The organism is Metapseudomonas phytobenefica (assembly GCF_043392685.1).
Classification (GTDB): Bacteria; Pseudomonadota; Gammaproteobacteria; order Pseudomonadales; family Pseudomonadaceae; genus Metapseudomonas.
The window spans coordinates 34,247-60,390 of the sequence record NZ_JBHZGM010000031.1; the positions used below are offsets into that span (position 1 = coordinate 34,247).

At 64.1% G+C, this 26,144-nt stretch carries 25 protein-coding genes and 2 tRNA genes; 18 read left to right on the forward strand and 9 right to left on the reverse strand.

All coding sequences use genetic code 11. The features are described from left to right. Positions 1–360: 360 nt before the first annotated feature. The 6 genes from ACFW0B_RS20965 to ACFW0B_RS20990 all read left to right on the forward strand — a co-directional run bounded on the left by ACFW0B_RS20965 (position 361) and on the right by ACFW0B_RS20990 (position 6,939). Positions 361–437: transfer RNA gene (locus ACFW0B_RS20965), tRNA-Met, on the forward strand. 114 nt (positions 438–551) lie between these two features. Continuing rightward, positions 552–628, forward strand: a tRNA-Met gene (locus tag ACFW0B_RS20970). 137 nt (positions 629–765) lie between these two features. Beyond that, positions 766–3,171 (forward strand): bifunctional diguanylate cyclase/phosphodiesterase, encoded by a 2,406-nt coding sequence (locus ACFW0B_RS20975; protein ID WP_449150915.1) that lies wholly within the window; start codon positions 766–768, stop codon positions 3,169–3,171. Positions 3,172–3,384: 213 nt separating this feature from the next. Then, a complete protein-coding gene (gene mprF, locus ACFW0B_RS20980; protein WP_449150916.1) occupies positions 3,385–6,030 on the forward strand; it encodes a bifunctional lysylphosphatidylglycerol flippase/synthetase MprF in 2,646 nt (881 codons plus the stop codon). 7 nt (positions 6,031–6,037) lie between these two features. Beyond that, positions 6,038–6,313: a hypothetical protein gene (locus ACFW0B_RS20985; protein ID WP_449150917.1), complete on the forward strand. Its 276-nt coding sequence runs from the start codon at positions 6,038–6,040 to the stop codon at positions 6,311–6,313. A 77-nt stretch (positions 6,314–6,390) separates the two neighbouring features. Continuing rightward, on the forward strand, positions 6,391–6,939 hold the full coding sequence (locus ACFW0B_RS20990; RefSeq protein ID WP_449150918.1) for a cytochrome b: 549 nt from the start codon (positions 6,391–6,393) through the stop codon (positions 6,937–6,939). Positions 6,940–6,997: 58 nt separating this feature from the next. On the opposite strand, the gene ACFW0B_RS20995 is transcribed toward ACFW0B_RS20990, so the two are convergent. Next, positions 6,998–8,902: a potassium transporter Kup gene (locus tag ACFW0B_RS20995; RefSeq protein WP_449150919.1), complete on the reverse strand. Its 1,905-nt coding sequence runs from the start codon at positions 8,900–8,902 to the stop codon at positions 6,998–7,000. 208 nt (positions 8,903–9,110) lie between these two features. Between ACFW0B_RS20995 and rimO the strand changes: the two genes are divergently transcribed. The 5 genes from rimO (at position 9,111) to tsaA (ending at position 12,650) form a co-directional block, all read left to right on the forward strand. Continuing rightward, entirely contained in the window at positions 9,111–10,433 is a 1,323-nt protein-coding gene (gene rimO / locus ACFW0B_RS21000; RefSeq protein ID WP_449150920.1) for a 30S ribosomal protein S12 methylthiotransferase RimO, read from the forward strand. A 118-nt stretch (positions 10,434–10,551) separates the two neighbouring features. Continuing rightward, entirely contained in the window at positions 10,552–10,902 is a 351-nt protein-coding gene (locus tag ACFW0B_RS21005; RefSeq protein WP_449150922.1) for a thiol-disulfide oxidoreductase DCC family protein, read from the forward strand. A gap of 49 nt (positions 10,903–10,951) precedes the next feature. Next, the gene (locus ACFW0B_RS21010; protein WP_449150923.1) at positions 10,952–11,593 is read left to right on the forward strand and encodes a glutathione S-transferase family protein; all 642 of its coding nucleotides are present in this window, start codon (positions 10,952–10,954) and stop codon (positions 11,591–11,593) included. Positions 11,594–11,770: 177 nt separating this feature from the next. After that, entirely contained in the window at positions 11,771–11,956 is a 186-nt protein-coding gene (locus ACFW0B_RS21015) for a hypothetical protein (protein ID WP_449150924.1), read from the forward strand. Between the two features lies 1 nt (position 11,957). Next, complete coding sequence (gene tsaA / locus ACFW0B_RS21020) at positions 11,958–12,650, forward strand: tRNA (N6-threonylcarbamoyladenosine(37)-N6)-methyltransferase TrmO (protein WP_449150925.1); 693 nt, start codon at positions 11,958–11,960, stop codon at positions 12,648–12,650. A 53-nt stretch (positions 12,651–12,703) separates the two neighbouring features. Here tsaA and ACFW0B_RS21025 read toward each other — a convergent pair whose 3' ends face one another. Continuing rightward, positions 12,704–13,006, reverse strand: a complete 303-nt coding sequence (locus ACFW0B_RS21025) for a putative quinol monooxygenase (protein WP_449150926.1) — start codon at positions 13,004–13,006, stop codon at positions 12,704–12,706. A gap of 60 nt (positions 13,007–13,066) precedes the next feature. On the opposite strand from ACFW0B_RS21025, the gene ACFW0B_RS21030 reads away from it, so the two are divergent. Continuing rightward, entirely contained in the window at positions 13,067–13,480 is a 414-nt protein-coding gene (locus ACFW0B_RS21030; RefSeq protein ID WP_449150927.1) for a VOC family protein, read from the forward strand. A gap of 56 nt (positions 13,481–13,536) precedes the next feature. Here the strand turns inward: ACFW0B_RS21030 and fpr are convergent, their stop codons facing one another. Further along, positions 13,537–14,316 (reverse strand): ferredoxin-NADP reductase, encoded by a 780-nt coding sequence (gene fpr / locus ACFW0B_RS21035; RefSeq protein ID WP_449150928.1) that lies wholly within the window; start codon positions 14,314–14,316, stop codon positions 13,537–13,539. 128 nt (positions 14,317–14,444) lie between these two features. Between fpr and ACFW0B_RS21040 the strand changes: the two genes are divergently transcribed. Next, positions 14,445–15,371, forward strand: a complete 927-nt coding sequence (locus ACFW0B_RS21040) for a LysR family transcriptional regulator (RefSeq protein WP_449150929.1) — start codon at positions 14,445–14,447, stop codon at positions 15,369–15,371. Positions 15,372–15,374: 3 nt separating this feature from the next. Here ACFW0B_RS21040 and ACFW0B_RS21045 read toward each other — a convergent pair whose 3' ends face one another. After that, entirely contained in the window at positions 15,375–15,740 is a 366-nt protein-coding gene (locus tag ACFW0B_RS21045) for a diacylglycerol kinase (RefSeq protein ID WP_449150930.1), read from the reverse strand. A 73-nt stretch (positions 15,741–15,813) separates the two neighbouring features. Then, on the reverse strand, positions 15,814–16,464 hold the full coding sequence (erdR, locus tag ACFW0B_RS21050; RefSeq protein ID WP_449150931.1) for a response regulator transcription factor ErdR: 651 nt from the start codon (positions 16,462–16,464) through the stop codon (positions 15,814–15,816). 126 nt (positions 16,465–16,590) lie between these two features. On the opposite strand from erdR, the gene ACFW0B_RS21055 reads away from it, so the two are divergent. Beyond that, positions 16,591–17,571, forward strand: a complete 981-nt coding sequence (locus tag ACFW0B_RS21055; RefSeq protein WP_449150932.1) for a DMT family transporter — start codon at positions 16,591–16,593, stop codon at positions 17,569–17,571. Here ACFW0B_RS21055 and ACFW0B_RS21060 read toward each other — a convergent pair whose 3' ends face one another. Beyond that, positions 17,572–18,282, reverse strand: coding sequence for a tRNA-uridine aminocarboxypropyltransferase (locus ACFW0B_RS21060; protein ID WP_449150933.1), 711 nt, complete (start codon positions 18,280–18,282; stop codon positions 17,572–17,574). Positions 18,283–18,472: 190 nt separating this feature from the next. Between ACFW0B_RS21060 and ACFW0B_RS21065 the strand changes: the two genes are divergently transcribed. Continuing rightward, a complete protein-coding gene (locus ACFW0B_RS21065; protein ID WP_449150934.1) occupies positions 18,473–18,886 on the forward strand; it encodes a quorum-sensing-regulated virulence factor family protein in 414 nt (137 codons plus the stop codon). Positions 18,887–19,123: 237 nt separating this feature from the next. After that, positions 19,124–20,203: an LOG family protein gene (locus ACFW0B_RS21070; RefSeq protein ID WP_449150935.1), complete on the forward strand. Its 1,080-nt coding sequence runs from the start codon at positions 19,124–19,126 to the stop codon at positions 20,201–20,203. A gap of 78 nt (positions 20,204–20,281) precedes the next feature. Here ACFW0B_RS21070 and recX read toward each other — a convergent pair whose 3' ends face one another. The 3 genes from recX to ACFW0B_RS21085 form a co-directional block, all read right to left on the reverse strand. Next, a complete protein-coding gene (recX, locus tag ACFW0B_RS21075) occupies positions 20,282–20,743 on the reverse strand; it encodes a recombination regulator RecX (RefSeq protein WP_449150936.1) in 462 nt (153 codons plus the stop codon). A gap of 7 nt (positions 20,744–20,750) precedes the next feature. Then, positions 20,751–21,794 (reverse strand): recombinase RecA, encoded by a 1,044-nt coding sequence (gene recA / locus ACFW0B_RS21080; RefSeq protein WP_449150937.1) that lies wholly within the window; start codon positions 21,792–21,794, stop codon positions 20,751–20,753. Between the two features lie 87 nt (positions 21,795–21,881). Next, complete coding sequence (locus ACFW0B_RS21085) at positions 21,882–22,394, reverse strand: CinA family protein (RefSeq protein ID WP_449150938.1); 513 nt, start codon at positions 22,392–22,394, stop codon at positions 21,882–21,884. A 70-nt stretch (positions 22,395–22,464) separates the two neighbouring features. On the opposite strand from ACFW0B_RS21085, the gene mutS reads away from it, so the two are divergent. Continuing rightward, entirely contained in the window at positions 22,465–25,038 is a 2,574-nt protein-coding gene (mutS, locus tag ACFW0B_RS21090; RefSeq protein WP_449150939.1) for a DNA mismatch repair protein MutS, read from the forward strand. Positions 25,039–25,178: 140 nt separating this feature from the next. Continuing rightward, positions 25,179–25,502 (forward strand): ferredoxin FdxA, encoded by a 324-nt coding sequence (gene fdxA / locus ACFW0B_RS21095; RefSeq protein ID WP_449150940.1) that lies wholly within the window; start codon positions 25,179–25,181, stop codon positions 25,500–25,502. Positions 25,503–26,144: the final 642 nt, after the last annotated feature.

Sequence of the window (26,144 nt, forward strand, 5' to 3'; positions counted from 1 at the left end):
GGTAAAAATACCCCGCTTTAATACCCGCTTTTTTATTGACTGGGACAGCACGCCACGGAACGCCAGCGAACACAGAAGCCGCGCAGCCCGCAGCCCGCGCGGGTGAAAAGAATGCAAAAAGACGACTGAGAACGACCTGCGCAGTCAATGTGGATGATCTTTCGTTGCGGCATGGCGATCGGTGACGCGCGGGCGGTTCGGGGAGCTGGCGATGATACCGCAGCCCACGCCTGCTCCAGCGGCTCTAGCGCACGGCCGAGCAGCGCCTCGGCAGCTCTCCCGATTGCTAAATATTTGAGGGAAAAAGAATTTTTCTGCGAAATCGTTTGACAGCCCCTCGCAGAGCTGTAGAATTGCCGCCGCGGGATGGAGCAGTCTGGTAGCTCGTCGGGCTCATAACCCGAAGGTCGTTGGTTCAAATCCAGCTCCCGCAACCAGTTTTCCAAAAGGCCACTCTTCGGAGTGGCCTTTTTCGTTTGGGTCGAATTAAGTATTTGATTCAAATGACAGAAATCGTTTGACAGCCCTCCTCAGAACTGTAGAATTGCCGCCGCGGGATGGAGCAGTCTGGTAGCTCGTCGGGCTCATAACCCGAAGGTCGTTGGTTCAAATCCAGCTCCCGCAACCAATTTTCCAAAAGGCCACTCTTCGGAGTGGCCTTTTTCGTTTCGCCTCCGTCCGTCAAGGACGCTCATCAGGCCCCTATCCGGCAAGGGCCTGACTTCTATACTTGAAGCGCACCTTTCCACCTTGTGGAGGTTCGCCATGTCCGGTTACTGCGCCTCCAGTGAAGAAGTCGAATACCTGAACCGCGCGCTGCGTACACTGAGCGGCTGCAATCGAGCCCTGCTACGCGCCGAAGACCCGTGCTTCCTGTTCAAGGAAATCTGCCGGGTGGTGGTGGAGGAAGGTGGCTATCGCATGGCCTGGGTCGGGCGCGCCGAGCATGACGAAGCACAATCGGTGACACCCCTGGCTTACGTTGGACTCGACAAGGAGTATGTCGAGTCGCTCAACATCACCTGGGCCGATCGCGAGCGCGGACGCGGCACCACCGGTACCGCCATCCGTACCGGCGTCCCGACCATCACGCGCAACATCCTCACGGACCCCAAACTCAGCCCCTGGAGGGAGAGCGCCATCGACCACGGCATCGCCTCGGTGCTATCCCTGCCCCTGCGGGTAGACGGCGAGATCTTCGGCGCGCTGGGCATCTGCGCCAAGGAGCCGGATGCCTTCGGTGAACGGGAACTGGAACTGCTCAGTGAAGCCGCCGACGACATGGCCTTCGGCCTTCAGGCCCTGCGCATCAAGGCCCAGCGCCGGCAGGCCGAACAGCAGGTGGAAGCCCTCAACCGTGCCCTGGCCACCCGGGTGGCGGTCAATCATGCAGTGATCCACGCCACCAGCGAGATACCCTTGCTGGAGGAAATCTGCCGGGTCCTGGTGGAGGAATGCGGCTATCGCCAGGCCTGGGTCGACTACCGCCAGGACGACCCGGCGCCCCCATACAAGGTGATGGCCTGCAACGCGGCCGATGGCATCTGCCAGGGCTGGGGGGCGGGCGGCCATGACAGCAGCTTCCATGGCCAGCTGGAAACCGCCTTGCAGGCAGGCGATCCGCTGGTACTGCGTGACCTGCTCAACGACCCGGAAGCCGCGCTCCATGAGGAAGCCCGCGAGTACGGCTTTGCCTCGGCGCTGGCCCTGCCCCTGCAGGTGGACGGTGCGCTCATCGGCATGCTGGTGATCATGGCCGAGCGCGCCGATGCCTTCGATTCCAAGGAAGTCGAGCTGCTGCTGGCGATGGCCAATGACCTGGGTTTCGGCATCACCACCCTGCGCACCCGCGCCCGCGCCCTGGAGGCCGAGTCGACCATCCGCCGCATGGCCTACGAAGACGCCCTGACCGGCCTGCCCAACCGCGTGCGCCTGCGCGAGCTGCTCGAAACCGCCATCGCCACCGCCCGCCAGGAGCGCCGCCCCTTCGGCCTGTTGCATCTGGAGATCGCCCGTAACCAGGAAATCAATGAAACCCTCGGCTATCGCGAAGGTGACCGCCTGCAGATCGAAATCGCCACCCGCCTGACGCAGGCCGTGGGGCCGGAGCGCACAGTGGCGCGGATGGGCGAGTGCGAATTCGCCGTGCTCATGCCCAACGGCGGCGCCGAGCACGCCACGCAACTGGCCAAGCAGATCCTCATGGCGCTCTACGACCCGGTTGAACTCTCCGGCCTCTATCTGGAAGCGCGGGCCAGCATCGGCATTGCCCTCTACCCCGGCCACGGCACGGCGCCGGAAGCCCTGATCCGCCGCTCCGGCAGCGCCATGGAACAGGCCAAGCGCTCCAACGCCGGCTTCGCGGTGTTCCAGGGGGATCTGGACCAGGAATGCGCCCAGCACCTGACGCTGATGGGCGACCTGCGCCGCGCCATCGACCGCAACGAACTGCTGCTCTACTACCAGCCCAAGGTAGAGATCGCCAGCAACCGCGTGTGCGGCACCGAGGCCCTGGTGCGCTGGCACCATCCCCAGCACGGCATGCTGCCGCCCGACGAGTTCGTGCGCCTGGCCGAGAACACCGGCCTGATCACTCCGCTGACCCTCTGGGTGCTGGATACCGCGCTGGGCCAGCGCTATGCCTGGCACGAGGAGGGAGACGAACGCCCCATTTCGGTCAATCTCTCCGCCCACGACCTGCGCGACCCGCGGCTGCTGGAACGCATCCGCGGTTCCTTCGCCACCTGGGGCGCCAAACCCCACTGGATCGAGTTCGAGCTGACCGAAAGCGCGCTGATGGAAGATCCAGTGGCCTCCCTGCAGACCCTGTCGGCACTCAAGGACCTGGATGCGCACCTGACCATCGACGACTTCGGCACCGGCTATTCGTCCCTGGCCTATCTGCAAAGGCTGCCGGTGGACTCGCTGAAGATCGACCAGTCCTTCGTCAGCGACATGACCAGCAACGCAGGGTCGGCGAAGATCGTCCGCTCCATCATCGAACTGGCCCACAACCTGGACCTGACAGTGGTGGCCGAAGGGGTGGAAGACCAGTTGACCTTCAACCAGCTCGGCCAGTACGGCTGCGACATCGCCCAGGGCTACAAGATCAGCCAGCCGATCCCCGCCGAACAGTTCCGCGACTGGGAGAGCCGCTCGGTCTGGCGCTGACCGGGGGCCGTCGCGCGGCCAATCGCCGCCCTCTCCTGGCGCTCTCCGCCTTCCCGCTGCGACGGGACTGCTCGCTCGCCTAGACTTGCCGGTGCACCCGGCCGATTCGCACGCTTGACCATCGAAGGGCCGACGAAGAGAAAGTTCTGTCAGACACCTGGAACTTGCTGTCGGCGCCCGCACTCAGTGGCGCACATTGCCCAGAGGTACTCGATGCGCGCCACCCTTCCACCAGTGGAAAAGCCGGCCGACGGCCAGGTCGGCGAAGAATCCGCCCAGATCCGCTGGCTCGACAATCTCACGGCCTACCGGCAGTGGATCGTCGTCGCCTTCATCCTGCTGGTGTTCACCCTCGGCCTGCTGGCCTGCCGGCACCTGCTGCGGGAACTCGACCCCAACGCCCTGCGCTCGGCGATTGCCGCTGTACCTGGCACCAGCCTGCTGCTGGCCCTGGGCGCCACCGCCGTCGGCTACCTCGCCTACGTTGGCTACGAATGGTCCGGTTGCCGCTTCGCCGGGGTGCACCTGCCCTTGCGGCGCATGGCACTGGGCAGCTTCTGCGCGTCGGGCGTGGGCAATGCCGTCGGCCTGTCGATGCTCACCGGCGGCACTGTGCGTTTCCGCTTGTACGGACGCGACAACCTCGGCGCCGGCGACATCGCCCGCATCACCCTGTTCGCCAGCCTGGCCCTGGGCTCGGCGCTGCCGCTACTGGCAGCGCTGGCAGCCCTGAGCGCCCCGGGCGCAGCCTCGATCGCCCTGGGCCTGCCGGAACGCCTTGTCGTCTTCATCGCCCTGGGCGTGCTGCTGGCCGGTGCCGCCCTGATCTTCTGGATTTCGCGCCAGCGCACCCCCGAGCCGCCGGTGCCCGGTTGCATCGATATCCGCCTGGGCAACCGCAGCGTGCGCCTGCCCGGTCTGCGCCTGTCGGCGCTGCAACTGCTGATCACACTGGCGGATGTCTGCGCCGCCGCCTGCGTGCTCTACGTACTGCTGCCCGACGCGCCGCCGCTCGGCGCTTTCCTGCTGGTCTACATGCTGGCCCTGGCCGCTGGCGTACTGAGCCATGTCCCGGGCGGGGTCGGCGTGTTCGAAGCCGTTCTGCTGGCGGCCTTCGCCGGGCAACTGGGTGCCGCACCGCTGGCGGCCGCCCTGCTGCTCTACCGCCTGATCTACGTCGGCCTGCCACTGGTGCTGGCCTGCCTGCTGTTGCTGGCCAATGAGGCGCAGCGCCTGTTCCCGGCCGGCCGCCAGGCTTTGCGCGCCGCCTCCGGCCTGGCCGCACCTGTGCTGGCGCTGCTGGTGTTCATGTCCGGCGTGGTGCTGCTGTTTTCCGGCGCCACCCCGGCGGCGGACACCCGCCTGGAACACCTGAGCTTCCTGATTCCCCACCGTCTGATCGACGCCTCGCACCTGGCCGCCAGCCTGGTCGGGGTGCTCTGCCTGCTGCTGGCCCACGGCTTGCGCCATCGCCTGTCGGCGGCCTGGGCGCTGACCCTGGTGTTGCTGCTGAGCGGCGCCGTCCTGTCGCTGCTCAAGGGCTTCGACTGGGAAGAAGCCAGCCTGCTGAGCATCACCGCCACGCTGCTGGCGATATTCCGTGCCGCCTTCTACCGCCCCAGCCGCCTGCTGGAGATGCCCTTCTCGCCGATCAACCTGGCGGCCAGCGCCTGCGTGCTGATTGCAGCCCTCTGGCTGATGTTCTTCGCCTTCCAGGATGTGCCCTACGACCATGAGCTCTGGTGGCAATTCACCGTGGACGGCGACGCGCCGCGCGCCCTGCGCGCCTCCCTGGCCAGCGGCCTGCTGCTGGCCGGCATCGCCCTGGCCTGGTTGCTGCGTCCGGAGCCGCCGACCATCCACGAGCCGACCAGTGAAGAGCTGCAGCGCGCCGCCGAGGTGGTCCGCAGCTCAGACCAGCCCGATGGCGGCCTGGTGCTGACCGGCGACAAGGCCCTGCTCTTCCATCCCCAGGGCGACGCCTTTCTCATGTATGCCCGCCGTGGCCGCAGCCTGGTGGCGCTATTCGACCCCATCGGCCCGGCCAACCGCCGCGCCGAGCTGATCTGGAGTTTCCGCGACCTCTGCGACCATCACCACACCCGGCCGGTGTTCTACCAGGTCCGTGCGCAGAACCTGCCTTATTACATGGATATCGGCCTGACAGCCCTGAAGCTCGGCGAAGAAGCGCGGGTAGACCTGACCCGTTTCGACCTCGATGCCAGGAACAAGGCCATGAAGGACCTCCGCTACACCTTGAGCCATGGCCAGCGCGGCGGGCTCAGCCTGCAGATCCACGAAGCCGGAACCGCGCCCCTGGCGCAGTTGCAGAGCATTTCCGACGCCTGGATGCAGGGCAAGCAGGCGCGGGAGAAAGGCTTCTCCCTCGGCCGCTTCGACCCGGACTACCTGAAGCATTTCCGTATCGCCACCATCCAGTTCGAGGGCAAGCCGGTGGCCTTCGCCAACCTACTGGAAACCGAAGGCAACACCCTGGCCAGCATCGACCTGATGCGCGTGCATCCTCACGCACCGAAGCTGACCATGGAATTCCTGATACTCAGCCTGCTGCTGCACTACAAGGAACACGGCCATGCCGGCTTCAGCCTGGGCATGGTGCCGCTCGCCGGCCTGCAGCCCCGTCGGGGCGCGCCGCTGACCCAACGCCTCGGCGCCCTGGTGTTCCGCCGCGGCGAACAGTTCTATAACTTCCAGGGCCTGCGCCGCTTCAAGGAGAAGTTCCAGCCCGATTGGGAGCCGCGCTACATGGCCGTGCCCGCCGGCCTCGACCCGCTGGTGGCGCTGGCCGACACCGCCGCACTGATCGCCGGCGGCTTCACCGGCCTGGTCAAACGCTGAGGTGCTCATGCCCAAGCACAACTGGCGACACCTGCTGCTGATCCTGATCGTCCTGCTGGTGGGGGCGATCCTGCTGCTCTGGAACCGTCCCACGCCCCAAGCGAAGGCGGAGCGCCCGAGGGCCCCGGATGGCAGCCCCATCGCCCTCGCCAGCCCTGCCGGCACCATCGGGGAGCACCTCGAGCGGCCGGGCGGACAGCATTACGACGAGAACGATCCGGCATTGGCGGAGAAGCTGCTGGCAGCGGCTGCGAAACGCCAGGTGTCCGCCGCAAAGAATTGATACAGGTTCAGATTCGCTTAAGGCAACTCGGTTATCCTGCCCACCGTTTCGCCATATAACGAGCAAGAGGTACCGTGATGAGTCTCAACAACGCGCCTTCCCGCTATGGAAGCCTGTCCATCGCCCTGCACTGGCTGATGCTGGTACTGATCGCAGCCGTGTACGCCTGCATCGAACTCAAGGGCAACTTTCCCAAGGGCAGCGAACCCCGCGAGCTGCTCAAGCAGTGGCACTTCATGCTCGGCATGGCGGTGTTCTTCCTGGTCTGGCTGCGCCTGATCGGCCGCGTGATCTCCCCCGCCCCGGCCATCCAGCCCACCCCGGCGGGCTGGCAGAACGCTGTTGCCAAGCTCATGCACCTGGCGCTCTACGCCCTGATGATCGGCGCGCCCCTGGCTGGTTGGCTGATCCTCAGCGCCGCCGGCAAGCCCATCCCCTTCTTCGGCCTGGAACTGCCGGCCTTGATCGGCCCCAACAAGGAACTGGCCGGAGAAATCAAGGAACTCCACGAACTGGCGGGCACCGCCGGCTACTGGCTGATCGGCCTGCACGCCGTGGCGGCGCTGTTCCACCACTACGTGAGCCGCGACAACACCCTGGTGCGGATGCTGCCAGGCAAGAGCTGATACCCCCTTCCCCGCAGGGTGCGCCACGCACGGCGCACCCTGTCGGCACCATCCCTCCCTATATTTCCACCTGTGTCCCCAGTTCGATCACCCGGTTCAGCGGCAGTTTGAAATACTTCAGATTGCTGTTGGCGTTCTTCAGCAGGAAGGCGAACAGCGCCTCACGCCAGCGCGCCATGCCAATGCGCCTGGTGGGGATCACCGTCTCGCGGCTGAGGAAATAGGTAGTACTCATCGGGCTGAAGTCCAGCTCGTTGAGATGGCAGAGCTTCAGCGCTGCCGGCACGTCTGGCTCCTCGGTGAAGCCGAAATGCAGGACCACCCGGAAGAATCCGTCCCCGTAGGCATCCACCTCGAAGCGCCGATCCGCCGGCACCCGCGGCGTGTCCTCGCTCACCACCGTCAGCAGCACCACCTGCTCGTGCAGCACCTGGTTATGCAGCAGGTTGTGCAACAGGGCATGGGGCACCGCGTCCGTGCGAGCGGTGAGGAATACGGCCGTACCCTGCACCCGATGGGGTGGCTGCGAACGGATGCTGCTGATGAACAGCGGCAACGGCAGCACCGTTTCGTCCAGGCGATCCACCACGATCTGCTTGCCGCGTTTCCAGGTGGTCATCAGGACGAACAGCGCCGCACCAGCCACCACCGGGAAAGCGCCGCCCTGGAAGATCTTTGGCACGTTGGCGGCGAAGAACAGGCTATCGACGAAGAGGAATCCCAGCAGCACAGGCACGGCCAGCCACCAGGAGGTCTTCCACAGCAGCAGCATGACTACCGACACCAGCAGGGTAGTGACCAGCATGGTGCCGGTCACCGCCACCCCGTAGGCCGACGCCAGCGCGCCGGAAGATTCGAAACCCAGCACCAGCACCACCACGCCCACCATCAGCGCCCAGTTCACCGCACCGATGTAGATCTGTCCCTGCTCCTGCTGGGAGGTGTGCTGGATGAACATGCGCGGGATATAGCCGAGCTGCATGGCCTGGTGGGTCAGGGAGAAGGCGCCGGAAATAACTGCCTGGGACGCGATCACCGTGGCCAGGGTGGCCAGCAGCACCATCGGCAGCAGCGCCCAGCCCGGCGACAGCAGATAGAAGGGGTTACGCGCGGCGGCAGGGTCGGCGAGGATGGCCGCACCCTGGCCCAGGTAGTTCAGCACCAGCCCCGGCAGCACCAGGAAGAACCAGGCGCGGGCGATGGGCTTGCGGCCGAAGTGGCCCATATCGGCGTAGAGCGCCTCGGCACCGGTCAGCGCCAGCACCACCGCCCCGAGGATGACCACGCCCACCCCCGGATGGGTGATGAAGAAGTGCACGCACCACCAGGGATTCATCGCCTTCAGCACCTCCGGCTGCTGGACGATGCCGTAGATCCCCAGGGCACCGAGCACGCTGAACCAGAGCACCATGATCGGCCCGAAGAGAGTGCCGATGCGCGCCGTGCCGTGCTTCTGGATCAGGAACAGTCCCACCAGCACAATCAGCGACAACGGCACCACCCAGTGGCTGATGCCATCGAACGCGAGGTCCAGGCCTTCGATGGCGGAGAGCACCGAAATCGCCGGGGTGATCATGCTGTCGCCGTAGAACAGTGCCGTACCGAACAGGCCCAGCAACAGCACCGCCGCCTTCAGCCGCGGCCAGGTCCTGGCGGCACGCTGGGCCAGGGCGGTCAATGCCATGGCGCCGCCCTCGCCTTCGTTGTCGGCACGCAAGACGAACAGCATGTACTTGATCGAGACCACCCAGATCAGCGACCAGAAGATCAGCGACAGCACCCCCAGGACCCCGTCGTGATTGACCTGGACGCCGTACTGCGGAGAAAAGACCTCCTTCAGGGTGTACAGCGGGCTGGTGCCGATATCGCCGTAGACCACACCTGCAGCGGCCACCAGAAGGCCGAGGGCGGAGCTGGCATGTCCGGCGTGCGGTTCGGCGGATTGCGTGATGCCTTCACTCATCTGAACCTTCCTGCCGATGACAATTGATGCGCATCCTCTGCTAGGCCTTCCGGGCAACGAGAAGCCTCCCGCATCCGCTCCGCCAACTTCCTACAGGCTAGCTGTGAAATGACAACAGATGAGAGTGGAAATGGCAGACGTCTGCCGCTAGAATTGCGCACTTTTTGATCAGAGGCGCCCTCCCGAGCGCCCATCGAGGTTAGCCGCAATGTCCACCGCCACCCCCAAAGTCGGATTCGTCAGCCTGGGTTGCCCGAAGGCCACCGTCGACTCCGAACGCATCCTTACCCAGCTGCGCATGGAAGGTTACGAAATCGTACCGACCTACCAGGATGCCGACGTGGTCGTGGTCAACACCTGCGGTTTCATCGACAGCGCCAAGGCCGAGTCCCTCGACGCCATTGGTGAAGCCATCGCCGAGAACGGCAAGGTGATCGTCACCGGCTGCATGGGCGTGTCCGAAGATTCCATCCGCGACGTACACCCCAGCGTGCTGGCCGTAACCGGCCCGCAGCAATACGAGCAGGTGGTGAGCGCCGTTCACGAAGTCATTCCGCCCAAGGCCGACCACGACCCCTTCGTCGACCTGGTTCCGCCGCAGGGCATCAAGCTGACCCCGCGCCACTACGCCTACCTGAAGATTTCCGAAGGCTGCAACCACAGCTGCAGCTTCTGCATCATCCCCTCCATGCGCGGCAAGCTGGTCAGCCGCCCGGTGGGTGACGTGCTCTCCGAGGCCGAGCGCCTGGTCAAGGCCGGCGTGAAGGAACTGCTGGTGATCTCCCAGGACACCAGCGCCTACGGCGTCGACCTCAAGTACAAGCTGGATTTCTGGAACGGCCAGCCAGTGAAGACCCGCATGCTGGAACTGTGCGAGGCGCTTTCCGCCATGGGCGTGTGGGTACGCCTGCACTACGTCTACCCCTACCCCAACGTGGACGACGTGATCCCGCTGATGGCCGAAGGCAAGCTGCTGCCCTACCTGGATATCCCCTTCCAGCACGCCAGCCCGAAAGTACTCAAGGCCATGAAGCGCCCGGCCTTCGAGGACAAGACCCTGGCCCGCATCAAGAAATGGCGCGAGATCTGCCCAGACCTGACCATCCGTTCCACCTTCATCGTCGGCTTCCCCGGCGAGACCGAGGAAGACTTCCAGTACCTGCTGGACTGGCTGACCGAAGCCCAGCTCGACCGCGTCGGCTGCTTCCAGTACTCCCCGGTGGAGGGCGCCCCGGCCAATGACCTGGGCCTGGAACCGGTACCGGACGATGTGAAACAGGACCGCTGGGAGCGCTTCATGGCGCACCAGCAGGCCATCTCTGCCTCCCGCCTGCAGCAGAAGATCGGCCGCGAAATGGACGTGCTGATCGACGAAGTGGACGGTGAAGGCGCCGTGGCCCGCTCCTGGGCGGACGCGCCGGAAATCGACGGCAGCGTGTTCATCGAAACCACCAACGTGCAACCGGGCGACAAGGTGCGCGTGCGCATCGTCGATGCCGACGAATACGACATGTGGGCCGAGCTGGTCTGAGTCGAGAGCTGGATGGAAGGGCCCCGCTGATGCGGGGTCTTTTCTTTTGGGCGAACGCCAGCGCCCTCCTGGTCGTAGGATGGTAGAGCGCAGCGATCCCCATCACCGGAGCCTGACCATGCTCAAGGTCTTCTACGACGGCGCCTGCCCGCGCTGCATCGCCGACCGCCGCTGGTACGAATCCCTCCCGCGCGCCGCCGAGGGCGTGGAATGGATCGACATCAGCGGTCGTGACGCCGAGTTGCGCACCCTGGGCATCGACCCCTACCTGGCCCTTACCGAGCTCCACGTCCAGGACGAAGCCGGACGAATCCATCGCGAACTGGACGCCTATATCCTTCTGCTCGCCCGGGTTCCCAGGATGGCGCCGCTGGCCTGGCTGATCGGCTTGCCCCTGGTCAGGCCACTCCTGTCACGTTTTTACCGCCGCTGGGTGCTGCACCGCTTGCGACGGGACGGCAGGCTTTAGGCGCTGCGTCTAGACTCGCAGCATCCATGCCCCAAGCGGAACCGCGATAATGACCGACCAGAACCGTCAGGTAACCCTCTATCACTGCCCCTACACCCGCTCCACCGGTGCCCTGACACTGCTGGAAGAGCTCGGCGCGGACTTCAAGCTGCATGTGATGAACATGAAACTCGGCGAGCAGCGCCAACCCGAGTTCCTCGCCATCAACCCCATGGGCAAGGTCCCCACCATCACCCACGACGACGCGGTGGTCACCGAACAGGTATCGGTCTACCTCTATCTGGCCGATCTCTACCCCGAAGCCAGGCTGGCACCGCCTATGGGCGACCCGCTGCGCGGCCCCTACCTGCGCTGGATGGTGTTCTACGGTTCCTGCTTCGAACCGGCCGTGGTGGACCGGGTGCAGAACCGCGAGCCGATTCCGCAGGCGCGCTCGCCCTATGGTGACTTCGACAGCGTGATGAAGACCCTGGTCAGCCAGCTCAAGCAAGGGCCCTGGCTGTTCGGTGAACAGTTCACCGCCGCCGACGTGCTCTGGGGCAGCGCGCTGAACTGGACGACCCAGTTCGGACTGATTCCGGAAGTGCCGGAGATCAAGGCGTACATCGCTCGCTTCATCGAACGTCCTGCCTACAAGCGTGCCCTGGCCAAGGACGCCGAGCTGGCCGCCGCCCAGGCAGCCCCCGCCTGACAAGGCCAGTGCGTATCGCACCTCGATAACGCCCTGGCCCCGGCCACACCGGGGCCAGGGCAAGGGTCTTTCCAGGCACAGCCGCGAGGTTCGCCCTGGGCTTCCACCTGTAACCGGTCTATTGCGCAGCGCCCGGTGCAGCGCTAGGGTAGCCGCGCATTTCAGCGGAAATACCCCATGCGTCTCGCCCTCCTGCCCCTTCTGCTCATCCTTGCCGTCCCGAGCTTTGCTGCGCCGGCGCCCTTCTTCATCTGGCAGAGCAAGCTGGATGGCGCGCTGACCTGCGCCCAGGCCACGCCCGGCGAAGGCTGGCAGCGCCTGGGCGGCCCCTTCCGCGACGCTGGCTGCCGCGTGCCTTACTGACATGCAGCACAGCATTTCCCCGGTCGGCTACATCCGTTCCTGCTTCAAGGAAAAATTCGCCATTCCCCGCCAGCCGCACCTGGCGCCAGCTGCCCGTGGCGTGCTGGAGCTGGTGCCGCCGTTCGATTGCGGCGATGCCGTGGCAGGGCTGGAGCAGGTCAGCCACGTCTGGCTGCTGTTCCTGTTCCACCAGGCCCTGGAAGACAAGCCGCGGCTGAAGGTGCGCCCGCCACGCCTGGGCGGCAATCAGTCCATTGGCGTCTTCGCCAGCCGCTCCACCCACCGCCCCAACGGCATCGGTCAGTCGGTGGTGAAACTGGAAAAGGTCGAAGCCGGCCGCCTCTGGCTGTCCGGCATCGACCTGCTGGACGGCACGCCGGTCGTGGATATCAAACCCTACGTGCCCTACGCCGACCGTCAGGAAGACGCACTCAACGCCATCGCCGACGCCGCGCCGCAACTGATTCCGGTGGAATGGACGCCAAGCGCCCTGCTCCAGGCCCGCGAACACGGGCAGCGCCTTGGCGAACCCCTGGCCGAGCTGGTGGAACAGTGCCTGGCCCAGGACCCGCGTCCGGCCTACCAGAAGCCCGAACCCGAACGCCGCTACGGCGCCCGCCTGTGGGACGTGGACGTGCGCTGGCACTACCCCGAACCGGGGCGGATTCGCGTGCTGGAGATCGCGCTGGGCTGAGTTTTCTGTGGGGCGATTTCAATCGCGAATGAATTCGCTCCTGCAACCGCTTGTCAGCGGGCCGGGTTGAGCACCAGGGAGTCAGCCTCGATGCAGTCCTGCTCAAGGATCAACGGGTCTACCAGCGGGCGGCTGGCGAGGAAGTGCCGAGTCCGCATGTGCGCTTCGAAGGCGGCTTCGTCGGTGTAGACCTCATAGAGCCAGACCAGATCGGGATCGCTGCGATCCTGCATTACATCGAATACCAGGCAACCGGGCTCGTCGCGCACTGAAGCGGCGGCGTTGACGCGCATGGCGTCCATGAAGGCGTCCAGGCTACCTGGGCGCAGGCGGGTCTTGAGAAGAAGGCAGTACACGTTGAACTCCGTTTTGTCTTATATTTCTCAAAAATTGTATACAAAAATGGAGACAAAGAAATGCCCACTCGCCCGAGTCGCCTCAACGGCCTGCGCCATATCGCCATCGTCGTGCCCAATCTGGAGGAGTGCGAACGCTTCTACGTGGAAGTGCTGGGTATGGAAGTCCTCAACCGCGCCAACGAAGACCTCGTCTACCTCACCTGCGGCAACGACAACCTGTCCCTCGGCCGCGCCTTCGCACCGGCCAGCGGCGTGCAGGCGGTGGATCATTACGGCTTCGTGGTGGACAGCCTGGAAGAGCTGGAGGCCTGGTACCAGTACCTCAAGGCCAAGGGCGTGACCATGCTCGACCGCCCGTTCGCCCATGGCGACGGCGCCCACAGCTTCCACGTGCTGGACCCGGCCGGGAACAAGATCCAGCCGATCTACCATCCGGCCATCTCCGGGCAGCGTTTCAGCTCCCCGGTCTGATCCCCGGAAACGACAAGGCCCGCCAATTGGCGGGCCTTGCTGGGTAACGCTTGCGCTTACTTCTCGACGAAGGCGCGCTCGATCAGGTAGTCGCCCGGCTCACGCATGCGCGGGGAGATCTTCAGGCCGAAGCTGTCGAGGACCTGGCTGGTCTCGTCGAGCATGCTCGGGCTGCCGCAGATCATGGCGCGGTCGTCCTGCGGGTTGATCGGCGGCAGGCCGATGTCTTCGAACAGCTTGCCGCTGCGCATCAGGTCGGTCAGGCGGCCCTGGTTCTCGAACGGCTCGCGGGTCACGGTGGGGTAGTAAATCAGCTTGTCCCTGACGGCATCGCCGAAGAATTCGTTCTGCGGCAGGTGCTCGGTGATGAACTCGCGGTAGGCGACTTCGTTCACGTAACGCACGCCGTGAACCAGGATCACTTTTTCAAAGCGCTCGTAGGTTTCCGGGTCCTGGATCACGCTCATGAAGGGTGCGAGGCCGGTGCCGGTGCTCAGCAGGTACAGGTGCTTGCCCGGGTTCAGGTCGTCGAGGACCAGGGTACCAGTGGGCTTCTTGCTGATGATGATCTCGTCGCCTTCCTTCAGGTGCTGCAGCTGGGAGGTCAGCGGACCGTCCGGCACCTTGATGCTGAAGAACTCCAGGTGTTCTTCCCAGTTCGGGCTGGCGATGGAATAGGCGCGCATCAGCGGACGGCCATTGGGCTGTTGCAGGCCGATCATGACGAACTGGCCATTCTCGAAGCGCAGGCCCGGATCACGGGTGCACTTGAAGCTGAACAGCGTGTCGTTCCAGTGATGAACGCTGAGAATGCGCTCGGAGTTCATGTTGCTCATTTACGGGGCTCCGAAAATTTGAAGTCGCCAGCGCCGCACAGGAAGGGGCGCAATTGCGCGACATTGTAATGACCACCACAATATCTGTTAACTGGATTATCAAGATATAGGTTATCGGTTATATAGATATGCGATTTACCCTCCGTCAGCTCCAGGTATTCGTCGCCGTCGCCCAGCAGGAGAGCGTTTCCCGCGCTGCCCAGCAGCTTTCCCTGTCGCAGTCGGCCGCCAGCACTTCCGTGACGGAGCTTGAGCGGCAGTCGGGCTGCCAACTGTTCGACCGCGCCGGCAAGCGCCTCAGCCTCAACGCCCTGGGCCGCCAGTTGCTGCCCCAGGCGGTAGCCCTGCTGGACCAGGCCCGCGAGATCGAGGACCTGCTCAATGGCAAGACCGGTTTTGGCTCCCTCGACGTTGGCGCCACCCTCACGGTAGGCAACTACCTGGCCACCCTGCTCATCGGCTCCTTCATGCAGGCGCATCCGGAATGCCAGGTGAGCCTGCATGTGCAGAACACGGCGAATATCGTCCAGCAGATCGCCCTCTATGAGCTTGATCTGGGTCTAATCGAAGGCGATTGCCAGCACCCGGATATCGAAGTGCTGCCCTGGGTGGAGGATGAGCTGGTGGTGTTCTGCGCACCACAGCACCCGCTGGCTGCCAGGAGCCAAGCGAGCCTGGCGGAGCTGAGCCGCGAGGCGTGGATTCTACGGGAAAAGGGCTCGGGCACCCGCCTGACCTTCGACCAGGCCATGCGCCACCACCCTACCCCGCTGAACGTCCGCCTCGAACTGGAGCACACCGAAGCGATCAAGCGCGCCGTGGAGTCGGGCCTCGGCATCAGCTGCATCTCGCGGCTGGCCCTGCGCGACGCCTTCCGTCGCGGCAGCCTGGTGCCGGTGGAAACGCCCGGAATCGACCTGCGCCGACAGTTCTACTTCATCTGGCACCGGCAGAAGTACCAGACGGCAGCCATGCGCGAATTCCTCGATCAGTGCCGGGCACTGACCGCCGGAGTGAAGCGCAGTGACGAGATCGTGCTGCCGCCGATTGCCTGAATATCAGCCCAGGAGAATGGTCGCCCAGACCACCGTGACCAGGGTCAGCGCGATGAATTGCGCGGCGCTGCCCATGTCCTTGGCGTTTTTCGACAGCGGATGGCGTTCGAGGGAAATGCGGTCGATGGCCGCTTCCACCGCCGAATTCAGCAGTTCGACGATCAGCGCCAGCAGGCAGACGCCGATCATCAGCGCGCGCTCGCCACGACTGACATCGAGGAAGAACGACAGCGGGATCAGGACCACGTTGAGCAGCACCAACTGGCGGAAGGCGGCCTCGCCGGTGAAGGCGGTACGCAGCCCGTCGAGGGAATAACCAGCGGCGTTGAGAATGCGTTTGAGGCCGGTCTGGCCTTTGAATGGCGACATAAAGAGAAAGGGCTGTTGAAAGGAGCGCGCAGCCTAGCGCAACGCGCTTCAAAATTGCGTGAAAAGCCCGGTGTCAGGACGAGGGAATCGACTCCATCTGTTGCAGCAGCAGCGCGGCCTGGGTGCGGGTGCGCACGTTGAGCTTGCGGAAGATGGCGGTCACGTGGGCCTTCACCGTGGCTTCCGAGACGTTCAGTTCGAAGGCGATCTGCTTGTTCAGCAGGCCCTCACAGACCATGGTCAGCACACGGAACTGCTGGGGCGTGAGGCTGGCGAGTCCCTCGCTGGCAGCCTTGGCTTCATCGGAAAGGGCCTGTGCTTCTTCCAGCTGCGGCGGCCACCAGGTATCACCGTCGAGCACCGCACGTACCGCGTTCTGGATCACTTCCAGCGGGCTGGACTTGGGAATGAAGCCACTGGCACCGAACTCACGGGAACGGGCGACCACCGAGGCTTCTTCCTGGGCAGAGATCATCACCACCGGAATCTGCGGATACTGACCGCGCAGCAGCACCAGGCCGGAGAAGCCGTAGGCGCCGGGCATGTTCAGATCGAGAAGGACAAGGTCCCAGTCGGCGCGCTCGGCCAGGCGGGTCTCGAGCTCGGCAATGCTCGCCGCTTCCACCAGCCGCACCTCAGGCCCCAGGCCCAGGGTCAGGGCTTGCTGCAGGGCACTGCGGAACAGCGGGTGGTCATCGGCGATGAGAATTTCGTATGAGGCCATGGGCATGTCCTTTTTGTGATGGGCCCAGACACGCCTTTCCGGGGTGTGGAAAGGCATTTCGGCACGACGGGATACGCTGGCCAGACCCGAAGCTTGATACGGGCGGGCCGCAAAGCGGCGCTCAGCATGCCGAGGCGGGACGGGGTGGTCAAGTCGAACGCTTTACGGCAAAGTTCTCGGCTTTTCCCGTCGAGAAATACCATGCGAAGCCAAGCTCTGCGCGCCGATATCCTGATGCTGATCACCGCCGCCATCTGGGGCGCGGCCTTCGTCGCCCAGCGACTGGGGATGGACGCTGTCGGCCCCTTCCTCTATACCGGTCTGCGCTTCAGCCTTGGTGCCCTCATCCTCCTGCCGCTGCTGCTGATCCTGCCCCGGCCGGCCGTGAAGCAGCCACTGAACCGCGGCATGCTGCTGGGCGGGCTGCTCATGGGCCTGGCCCTGTCGCTGGGGATCAACCTGCAGCAGGTAGGCCTGTTGTTCACCACCGTCACCAACTCCGGCTTCATCACCGGACTATACGTCATCATAGTGCCGCTGCTCGGCCTTTTCCTCGGCCATCGCACCGGCATGGGCACCTGGCTCGGCGCCAGCCTGGCGGTGGTGGGCATGTTCCTGCTCAGCGTGGGTGAAGGTTTCCACGTCGCATCCGGCGACTGGCTGCAACTGGCCGGCGCCTGCGTCTGGGGCGTGCATGTACTGCTGGTGGGTTATTTCGCCAGCCGCTATGACCCGATCCGCCTGTCCATCCTGCAGTTCGGGGTCTGTGCAGTGGTCAGCCTGGTGCTGGCCGTCGTGTTCGAGGAAATCAGCGTCGGCGCCATCATCCAGGCCGGCCCGGCCATCCTCTATGGCGGCGTCATTGCCGTCGCCATCGGCTACACCCTGCAGGTGGTGGCGCAGCGTCACGCCATCGCTTCCCACGCCGCCATCATCCTCTCGCTGGAAGCGGTGTTCGCCGCCATCGCCGGTGCCCTGCTGCTGGATGAATCCCTGCACGCGCGTGGCTACATGGGCTGTGCCCTGATGTTCGCGGGCATGCTGGTGGCCCAGCTCTGGCCGCAGAAACACGAGCCGCAGGCGGCACTGGCCAAGGCCGAAGCCTAATCAGAGATAGCGGCTGAGCGCTTCGTGCGCCGGGCTCGCCTCGTCCAGAGGTAGAGCCCGCTTGGCGCCCAGGTAGCGTTCGGTGAATACGTCCAGGTAGGCGTTCAGCGCGCCGCCGGCCTCTTCGTCACCTGCCAGTTCCAGGCACAGCGCCCCGACCTCCGCCGTGCACAGGTGCTCTTCGTTCTTCCTGCGACGCAACCGATAGCGGGAAATCTGCTCCGGCGTCAGGCTGAGGACCGGGAAGCGGTCCAGGTAGGGGCTCTTGCGAAACATCTTGCGTGCTTCGGTCCAGGTGGCATCGAGCAGGATGAACAAGGGCCGCTTGCCCTCCGCCACCTCGACGCTGTCCACCACGCGCTCGGGCGCTGCGTACTCACCAGGAAACACCAGATAGGGTTGCCACTGCGGGTCTTCCAGCAAGGCGAGCAGCGCCTCGTCCACCTCGGTACGCGACCAGCCGAACGCCCAGGTGTCGGGCACGAGATCCGCGATCAGCCAGCCGGTGTTGCTCGGTTTCATCGGCTCGGAGTAGTACATCATCAGGCACACGCCGGAACGCACCGGCACCTTGGGCCGCCAGGCACAGAAGCAGTAGTCGAAGGCGACCCGGCATTCCGGACAGCGCGGCGCGCGCGATCCACGGGCGACGAAGGGGCGGGTGCTGCGTGCAAGGCATTCGGCGCGCAGGCGGAAGACGGCGTGACTCATCGAAACGGGTTCCAATACAACGGCTGGCCGCCCTCGCAGACCGAAAGGCAGCGGGCGGAATCGGGATGGCAAGAAGGATCGCGCGATTCTACCAGAGACGCCGTGCGCTGATTTTTCACGCGACAAGCACGGCCTGCGAACGCACAATTGCCGCGCTGGTCAAACAGCTACTTTTCGTTAGGAGATACACATGCTGCGCCTCACCGCCATCGCCGTCTGCGCGACCCTGCCCTTCTTCGCTCAGGCCGCATCGCTCAAGGACTACGAACTCGGCAAGATGCTCGAGAAAGTTGCCAAGGAGAGCAGCGTCGGCACGCCCCGCGCGATCAACGAGGACATCCTCGACCAAGGCTACACGGTCGAAGGAAACGAGCTGGTGAATCACCTCAGCGTGCGCGAGTCCCATGCAGCGCAGATGCGCGCCAACCCCGACGCCGTGCGCACACAACTGGGCGCCAGCGTCTGCCGTAATACCGGCTACCGCCAGCTGCTGGCGCGTGGCGCCGGCCTGCGCTACGAGTTCAGCGAATACAAGACCAATCGCCCGGTGACGTCCGAGCGCTTCAGCGCCCAGGATTGCGGCCTCAAGGCCAGGCCCAACTGATCGCCTTGGCGGCGCTTCTCTCCAGGAGCGCCACGCTCTCCTTTCTCCCTGAAGTCCGCGGCCTACGCTCACTCCACACTAATCCGGACAGCTTGCCGCGGTTCATTCAGGCAGCGGTGTACTGGAAAAGATCCAGCCCCTGCCGCAAGCTGTAATTGAGCGGCTCGACCGGGTCGCCCGGATTCCGGACTCGGCCCGTAGTGCTGCTCAGAGATGTTGATGAGCAAGGAGAACGCTATGCCCTATGATCCGGACGACTTTCTCTCCCGGCACTTCCAGACCAGCGGAATCGACCTGACCCAGAAGGTCGACGAGCTGATCAACCTCACCGTTCCCAGCGACAGCCCCAACCTCGCACTCTATCGCGAGATGCTGATCACCGTGGTGCGCATGGCCCAGGCCGACCGCAATCGCTGGGACGCCAAGATCATGCTGCAGACCCTGCGCGAAATGGAGCACGCCTTCAGCGTGCTGGAGCAGTTCAAGCGGCGCCGCAAGGTCACGGTATTCGGCTCGGCCCGCACCCCGGAAGGTCACCCGATCTATGCCCTTGCCCGCCAACTGGGAGCAGAGCTCGCCAAGCGCGACCTGATGGTGATCACCGGCGCCGGCGGCGGCATCATGGCTGCGGCCCACGAAGGCGCCGGCCTGGAGAACAGCCTTGGCCTGAACATCACCCTGCCCTTCGAACAGCATGCCAATACGACGGTGAGTGGCACCGAGCACCTGCTGTCGTTCCACTTCTTCTTCGTGCGCAAGCTGTTCTTCGTGAAGGAAGCCGATGCACTGGTACTCTGCCCGGGTGGTTTCGGCACCCTGGACGAGGCACTGGAAGTACTGACCCTGATCCAGACCGGCAAGAGCCCGGTGGTACCGGTGGTGTTGCTGGACGAGCCTGACGGCAGCTACTGGGAAGACGCCATTGGCTTCCTCCACGAGCAACTGGAGCGCAACCGCTACATCCTGGCCAGCGACATGAACCTGATGCGTCTGGTACGCAGTGCCGACGAAGCGGCCGCCGAGATCGCGCAGTTCTACCGCAACTACCACTCCAGCCGCTGGTTGAAGAACAGCTTCGTGATTCGCATGAATCACCCCCTCAGCGAGAAGGCCCTCGGACAGGTTCAGGAACAGTTCGCCGACCTCTGCCTGGAAGACGACTTCTGCCAGCAAGCCAATTCGGAGTCGGAGAAGGACGAACCGGAGTTCAGCGAGCTGATCCGCCTGGCATTCCGCTTCAACGGTCGCGACCATGGCCGCCTGCGTGAACTCATCGACTTCATCAACCTGCCGCAGCACTGGGCCGACAAGGCCTGATCAGTCAGACGAACTCAAGCCCATCCAGCTATCAGCCATGTGCGTCCGCGCATGGCTCGAGGCTGCGCGCGTGATTATTCAGTCGTCGGTATTACCGCGCAGGAGACGGCTGATCATCTCCATGGAGTAACCACGGTAGGCGAGGAATCGACCCTGCTGGGCGCGCTCTCGGGCGTCCTGGGGTTGGCGATTGAACTTGCGGCGCCAGACTTCGCGCAACTGCTCGCCCCAGTCGATATCAGCTTCGCGCAGGGCCTGGTCGATGTCACCACGCGGCAAGCCACGCTGGGCCAGTTCTTCGCGGATACGCTGAGGCCCATAGCCGCCACGGGCGCGGCTGGCGATGAAGCTTTCGAGGTAGCGGGATTCGGAGAGCAGGCCCTCTTCCGTCAAACGGTCGAGGGCACTGTCGATCAACTCGGGAGGTGCGCCGCGCTGACGCAGCTTGCGCGTCAGCTCGACTCGCCCGTGTTCGCGCTGCGCCAGCAGGTCCATGGCAGCCCGCCGCACGGCGGCTGGGCTGTCGAGCACGACGGGCATGGGAGGGTCAGAGGTCTACGTCAGCCAGGTCATCGACCGAAGCGGTCGACTTGTTGGCAGAGGCGCCAACCAGCAGCTTCTCGCGAATGATCTTCTCGATGGCGCTGGCGACTTCCGGATTGTCTTCCAGGTACTTGGCGGCGTTGGCCTTGCCCTGGCCGATCTTGTTGCCCTGGTAGCTGTACCAGGCACCGGATTTCTCCACCAGACCCAGCTGTACGCCCAGGTCGATGATTTCGCCGGTGCGGTAGATGCCCTTGCCGTACATGATCTGGAACTCGGCTTGACGGAACGGCGGGGCCACCTTGTTCTTCACCACCTTGACGCGGGTTTCGCTGCCCACGACTTCCTCGCCTTCCTTCACCGCGCCGGTGCGACGGATGTCGAGACGCACGGAAGCGTAGAACTTCAGGGCGTTACCGCCGGTGGTGGTTTCGGGGTTGCCGAACATCACGCCGATCTTCATGCGGATCTGGTTGATGAAGATGACCAGGCAGTTGGCATTCTTGATGTTACCGGTGATCTTGCGCAGGGCCTGGGACATCAGGCGCGCCTGCAGGCCGACGTGGGAGTCGCCCATCTCGCCTTCGATTTCGGCCTTGGGCACCAGGGCCGCAACGGAGTCGACGATGATCACGTCAACAGCGTTGGAGCGCACCAGCATGTCAGTGATTTCCAGGGCCTGTTCGCCGGTGTCCGGCTGGGAAACCAGCAGGTCGTCCACGTTCACGCCGAGCTTGCCGGCGTAATCCGGGTCCAGGGCATGTTCGGCGTCGACGAAGGCACAGGTAGCACCCAGCTTCTGGGCTTCTGCAATGACGGAGAGGGTCAGGGTGGTCTTGCCGGAGGATTCGGGACCGTAGATCTCGACGATACGGCCTTTCGGCAGACCACCGATGCCAAGCGCGATGTCCAGGCCCAGGGAACCGGTGGAAATGGCCGGGATGGCCTGGCGGTCGTGGTCGCCCATGCGCATGACCGCCCCCTTGCCGAACTGCTTCTCGATCTGGCCCAGGGCAGCAGCCAAGGCGCGCTTCTTGTTCTCGTCCATTGAAGTCCTCACTAAACTCAAGAGGGCCTGGCGGCCACCAACAACTGTATAAGTAGCCAGTATTATTCCATAGGGCAAGTCGCTCGCCTACCCCTGGACGGCTTTTTCTCCTGCAGCTAGTCGGATCAGCCCCTGGAGTGCCTCCACCACTGTCTGCCGGCGCACGGACAGGCGATCACCGGGGAACTGGCGGCGCACGGCTTCCACTTCCTTCCCGTTGCCCCAAGCCAGCCAGACAGTGCCGACGGGCTTCTCCGGGGAGCCGCCATCGGGTCCGGCGACGCCACTGACCGCCACGGCGAAACGTGCCCCGCTGCGCAACTGGGCACCGCGCACCATCGCCTCGACCACTTCACGGCTGACCGCCCCCACCCGCGGGAACAGCTCGGCAGGCACCGCCAGTTGCGAGGTCTTCTGCTCATTCGAATAGGTGACGAAGCCCGCCTCGAACCAGGCCGAACTGCCGGGAATGCGGGTAATCGCCTCGGCGATGCCGCCGCCGGTGCACGACTCGGCAGTACTCACCGACTCACCACGCGCCTTCAGTTGCTCGCCCAGCCACGCGGCCAGCGAAGTCAGTTCATCTTCGGTAATGGACATGTTCACTCCGGGGTTAAAGCGGGCCAACGGGATACCGTACACTAGCGCCTTTTGCATGCAAGGCCAGCCAATGAGTCAGAACGATCTCAGCGAACACACACCCATGATGCAGCAGTACTGGAAGCTGAAGAATCAGCATCCGGACCAGCTGATGTTCTACCGCATGGGCGACTTCTACGAGATCTTCTACGAGGATGCCAAGAAAGCCGCCAAGCTCCTCGACATCACTCTGACCGCGCGCGGACAGTCCGCGGGCAAGTCGATTCCCATGGCCGGTATCCCCTTCCATTCGGTGGAAGGCTACCTGGCCAAACTGGTGAAACTCGGCGAATCCGTGGTGATCTGTGAGCAGATCGGTGATCCGGCCACCAGCAAGGGCCCGGTGGAGCGGCAGGTCGTCCGTATCATCACCCCCGGCACAGTCAGCGACGAAGCGCTGCTGGACGAGCGTCGCGACAACCTGCTGGCCGCGGTGCTGGGTGACGAACGCCTGTTCGGTCTGGCAGTGCTGGACATCACCAGCGGTCGTTTCAGCGTGCAGGAGATCAAGGGCTGGGAAAACCTGCTGGCCGAACTGGAACGCCTCAACCCGGCCGAACTGCTGATCCCTGACGACTGGCCGCAGGGCCTGCCCGCAGAAAAACGCCGCGGCGTACGCCGTCGCGCCCCCTGGGATTTCGATCGCGACTCAGCGAAGAAGAGCCTCTGCCAGCAATTCGGCGTGCAAGATCTTAAGGGCTTCGGCTGCGAAACCCTGACGCTGGCCATCGGCGCCGCCGGCTGCCTCCTGGCCTACGCCAAGGAAACCCAGCGCACCGCCCTGCCCCACCTGCGCAGCCTGCGCCACGAGCGCATCGACGACACCGTCATCCTCGACGCCGCCAGCCGCCGCAACCTGGAACTGGACGTGAACCTGTCCGGTGGGCGCGACAACACCCTGCAATCGGTGATCGACCGCTGCCAGACCGCCATGGGCAGCCGCCTGCTCAGCCGCTGGCTGAACCGCCCGCTGCGTGACCGCGCCGTACTCGAGGCCCGCCAGGACGCCATCGACTGCCTGCTGGATCGCTACCGCTTCGAAGGCCTGCAACCGCAATTGAAGGAAATCGGCGACGTCGAGCGCATCCTCGCCCGCATCGGCCTGCGCAACGCCCGTCCGCGCGATCTCGCCCGCCTGCGTGACGCCCTCGCCGCCCTGCCGCAGCTGCAAGGCGCGATGACCGAGCTGGATGTGCCCCACCTGCAGGAACTGGCAGGCAGCATCCGTACCTATCCGGAACTGGCCGACCTGCTGGCGCGCGCCATCATCGACAACCCGCCGGCGGTAATCCGCGACGGTGGGGTGATCAAGACCGGCTACGACGCCGAGCTGGACGAACTCCAGGCGCTCAGCGAGAACGCCGGTCAGTACCTGATGGACCTGGAAACCCGGGAGAAGGCACGCACCGGCCTGCCCAACCTCAAGGTCGGCTACAACCGCATCCACGGCTACTACATCGAACTGCCCCGTGTGCAGGCCGAACAGGCACCGGCGGACTACATCCGTCGCCAGACCCTCAAGGGCGCCGAACGCTTCATCACACCTGAGCTGAAAGCCTTCGAAGACAAGGCGCTTTCCGCCAAGAGCCGCGCCCTGGCGCGGGAAAAGATGCTCTATGACGAATTGCTCGAACTGCTGATCGAGCAATTGGCCCCCCTACAGGACACCGCTGCGGCCCTCGCCGAACTGGACGTACTGAGCAACTTCGCTGAACGCGCGCTGAATCTCGACCTCAACCGTCCGCGCTTCGTCGATGAGCCCTGCATGCGCATCAACCAGGGTCGCCACCCGGTGGTGGAACAGGTGCTGGACACGCCCTTCGTGGCCAACGACCTGGCCCTGGATGACGCCACCCGCATGCTGATCATCACCGGCCCGAACATGGGCGGTAAGTCGACCTACATGCGCCAGACCGCGCTCATCGTGCTGCTCGCCCACATCGGCTGCTTCGTTCCAGCAGCCAGCTGCGAGCTGTCGCTGGTGGACCGCATCTTCACCCGCATCGGTTCCAGCGACGACCTGGCCGGCGGCCGCTCCACCTTCATGGTGGAAATGAGCGAAACCGCCAACATCCTGCACAACGCCAGTGCCAGCAGCCTAGTGCTGATGGACGAGGTGGGACGCGGCACCAGCACCTTCGACGGCCTGTCACTGGCCTGGGCTGCGGCGGAACACCTGGCCCGCCTGCGCGCTTTCACCCTGTTCGCCACCCACTACTTCGAGCTGACGGTTCTGCCGGAAAGCGAGCCTGTGGTCGCCAACGTCCACCTGAACGCGACCGAGCACAACGAGCGCATCGTCTTCCTGCACCACGTGCTGCCAGGTCCGGCGAGCCAGAGCTACGGCCTGGCAGTGGCGCAACTGGCCGGGGTGCCGGGTGGCGTGATCCAGCGTGCCCGCGAGCACCTGGCGCGCCTGGAGACCACCAGCCTGCCCCATGAAGCGCCACGCCAGAACTCCGGACAACCGAGTGCGCCCATGCAGAGCGATCTGTTCGCCAGCCTGCCACACCCGGTGCTGGACGATCTGGCGAAGGTCAAACCGGACGACCTGACCCCAAGGCAGGCACTGGAGCTGTTATATACACTGAAGTCGCGCCTCTAACCCCTTAACCGCACAAGCTGTTAGAATCCCGCGCGCTCTGGAAGACACCCGGGAATCAGCCTGCCCGGCGCCGTGAGCTCCAGAGCCGAGAAGCCGGACATAGAAGGCTTCCGAGCCGCCGCTTGAGGAGAAGAATTGAAATGACCTTCGTCGTCACCGACAACTGCATCAAATGCAAATACACCGACTGTGTGGAAGTCTGTCCGGTGGACTGCTTCTACGAAGGCCCGAACTTCCTGGTCATTCACCCGGATGAGTGCATCGACTGCGCGCTCTGCGAGCCCGAATGCCCGGCACAGGCCATCTTCTCCGAGGATGAAGTGCCCGAGGACATGCAGGAGTTCATCGAGCTGAACCGTGATCTGGCCGAAGTCTGGCCGAACATCACCGAGAAGAAGGACGCCTTGCCCGATGCCGAAGAATGGGACGGCGTCAAAGGCAAGCTGGAACACCTGGAACGCTGATCCCTGATCCCCCTCAGCGTCCCAATCAAAAAGACCCGCATCTGCGGGTCTTTTGCTTTTCTCTGGACGAAAAAAGGGGCGGGGGATACCCGCCCACTCTTTTGTCCCTATTCCCTGTAGTCCTTGCTCATCATCCTGATGAATCGCATCCGGCGATGTCCCTGGTCGATTTCCGTATCAACCCGCGTACATCCTGTACGCAAGGGTGATATTAGCGATCCATGGGTACGGAGCAAGTTGGCCAAACAGCGTCTCGATCGCTGAAATCGCCACAACGACAAAAATAAAATCATTAACTATCAAGTAGTTACAGATAATCTCAACATTCAACCCGCCATTGGCGAGCAGCAACCTCCTCCAATCACCTACATGGCGTGTAAGCAATAACTTACAAAGCGATGCATAAAAATAGATGCGGATGAACTAGGCTAAAGGTTCCCTCGCCTGCCTTGGATCTCCAGGTATTTGAGTGATCTGGTGAGAGTCGACACGGGTGTGCCGGTAAATACCACAGGCAAATCGAGTAGGAGGAGGCCTCGCGGCCTCCGTCCTCTCACACCACCGTACGTACGGTTCCGTATACGGCGGTTCAGGTCATACGGCTAAGCCGAGTGATCGTATCCAGTATCGACACCAGTCCAA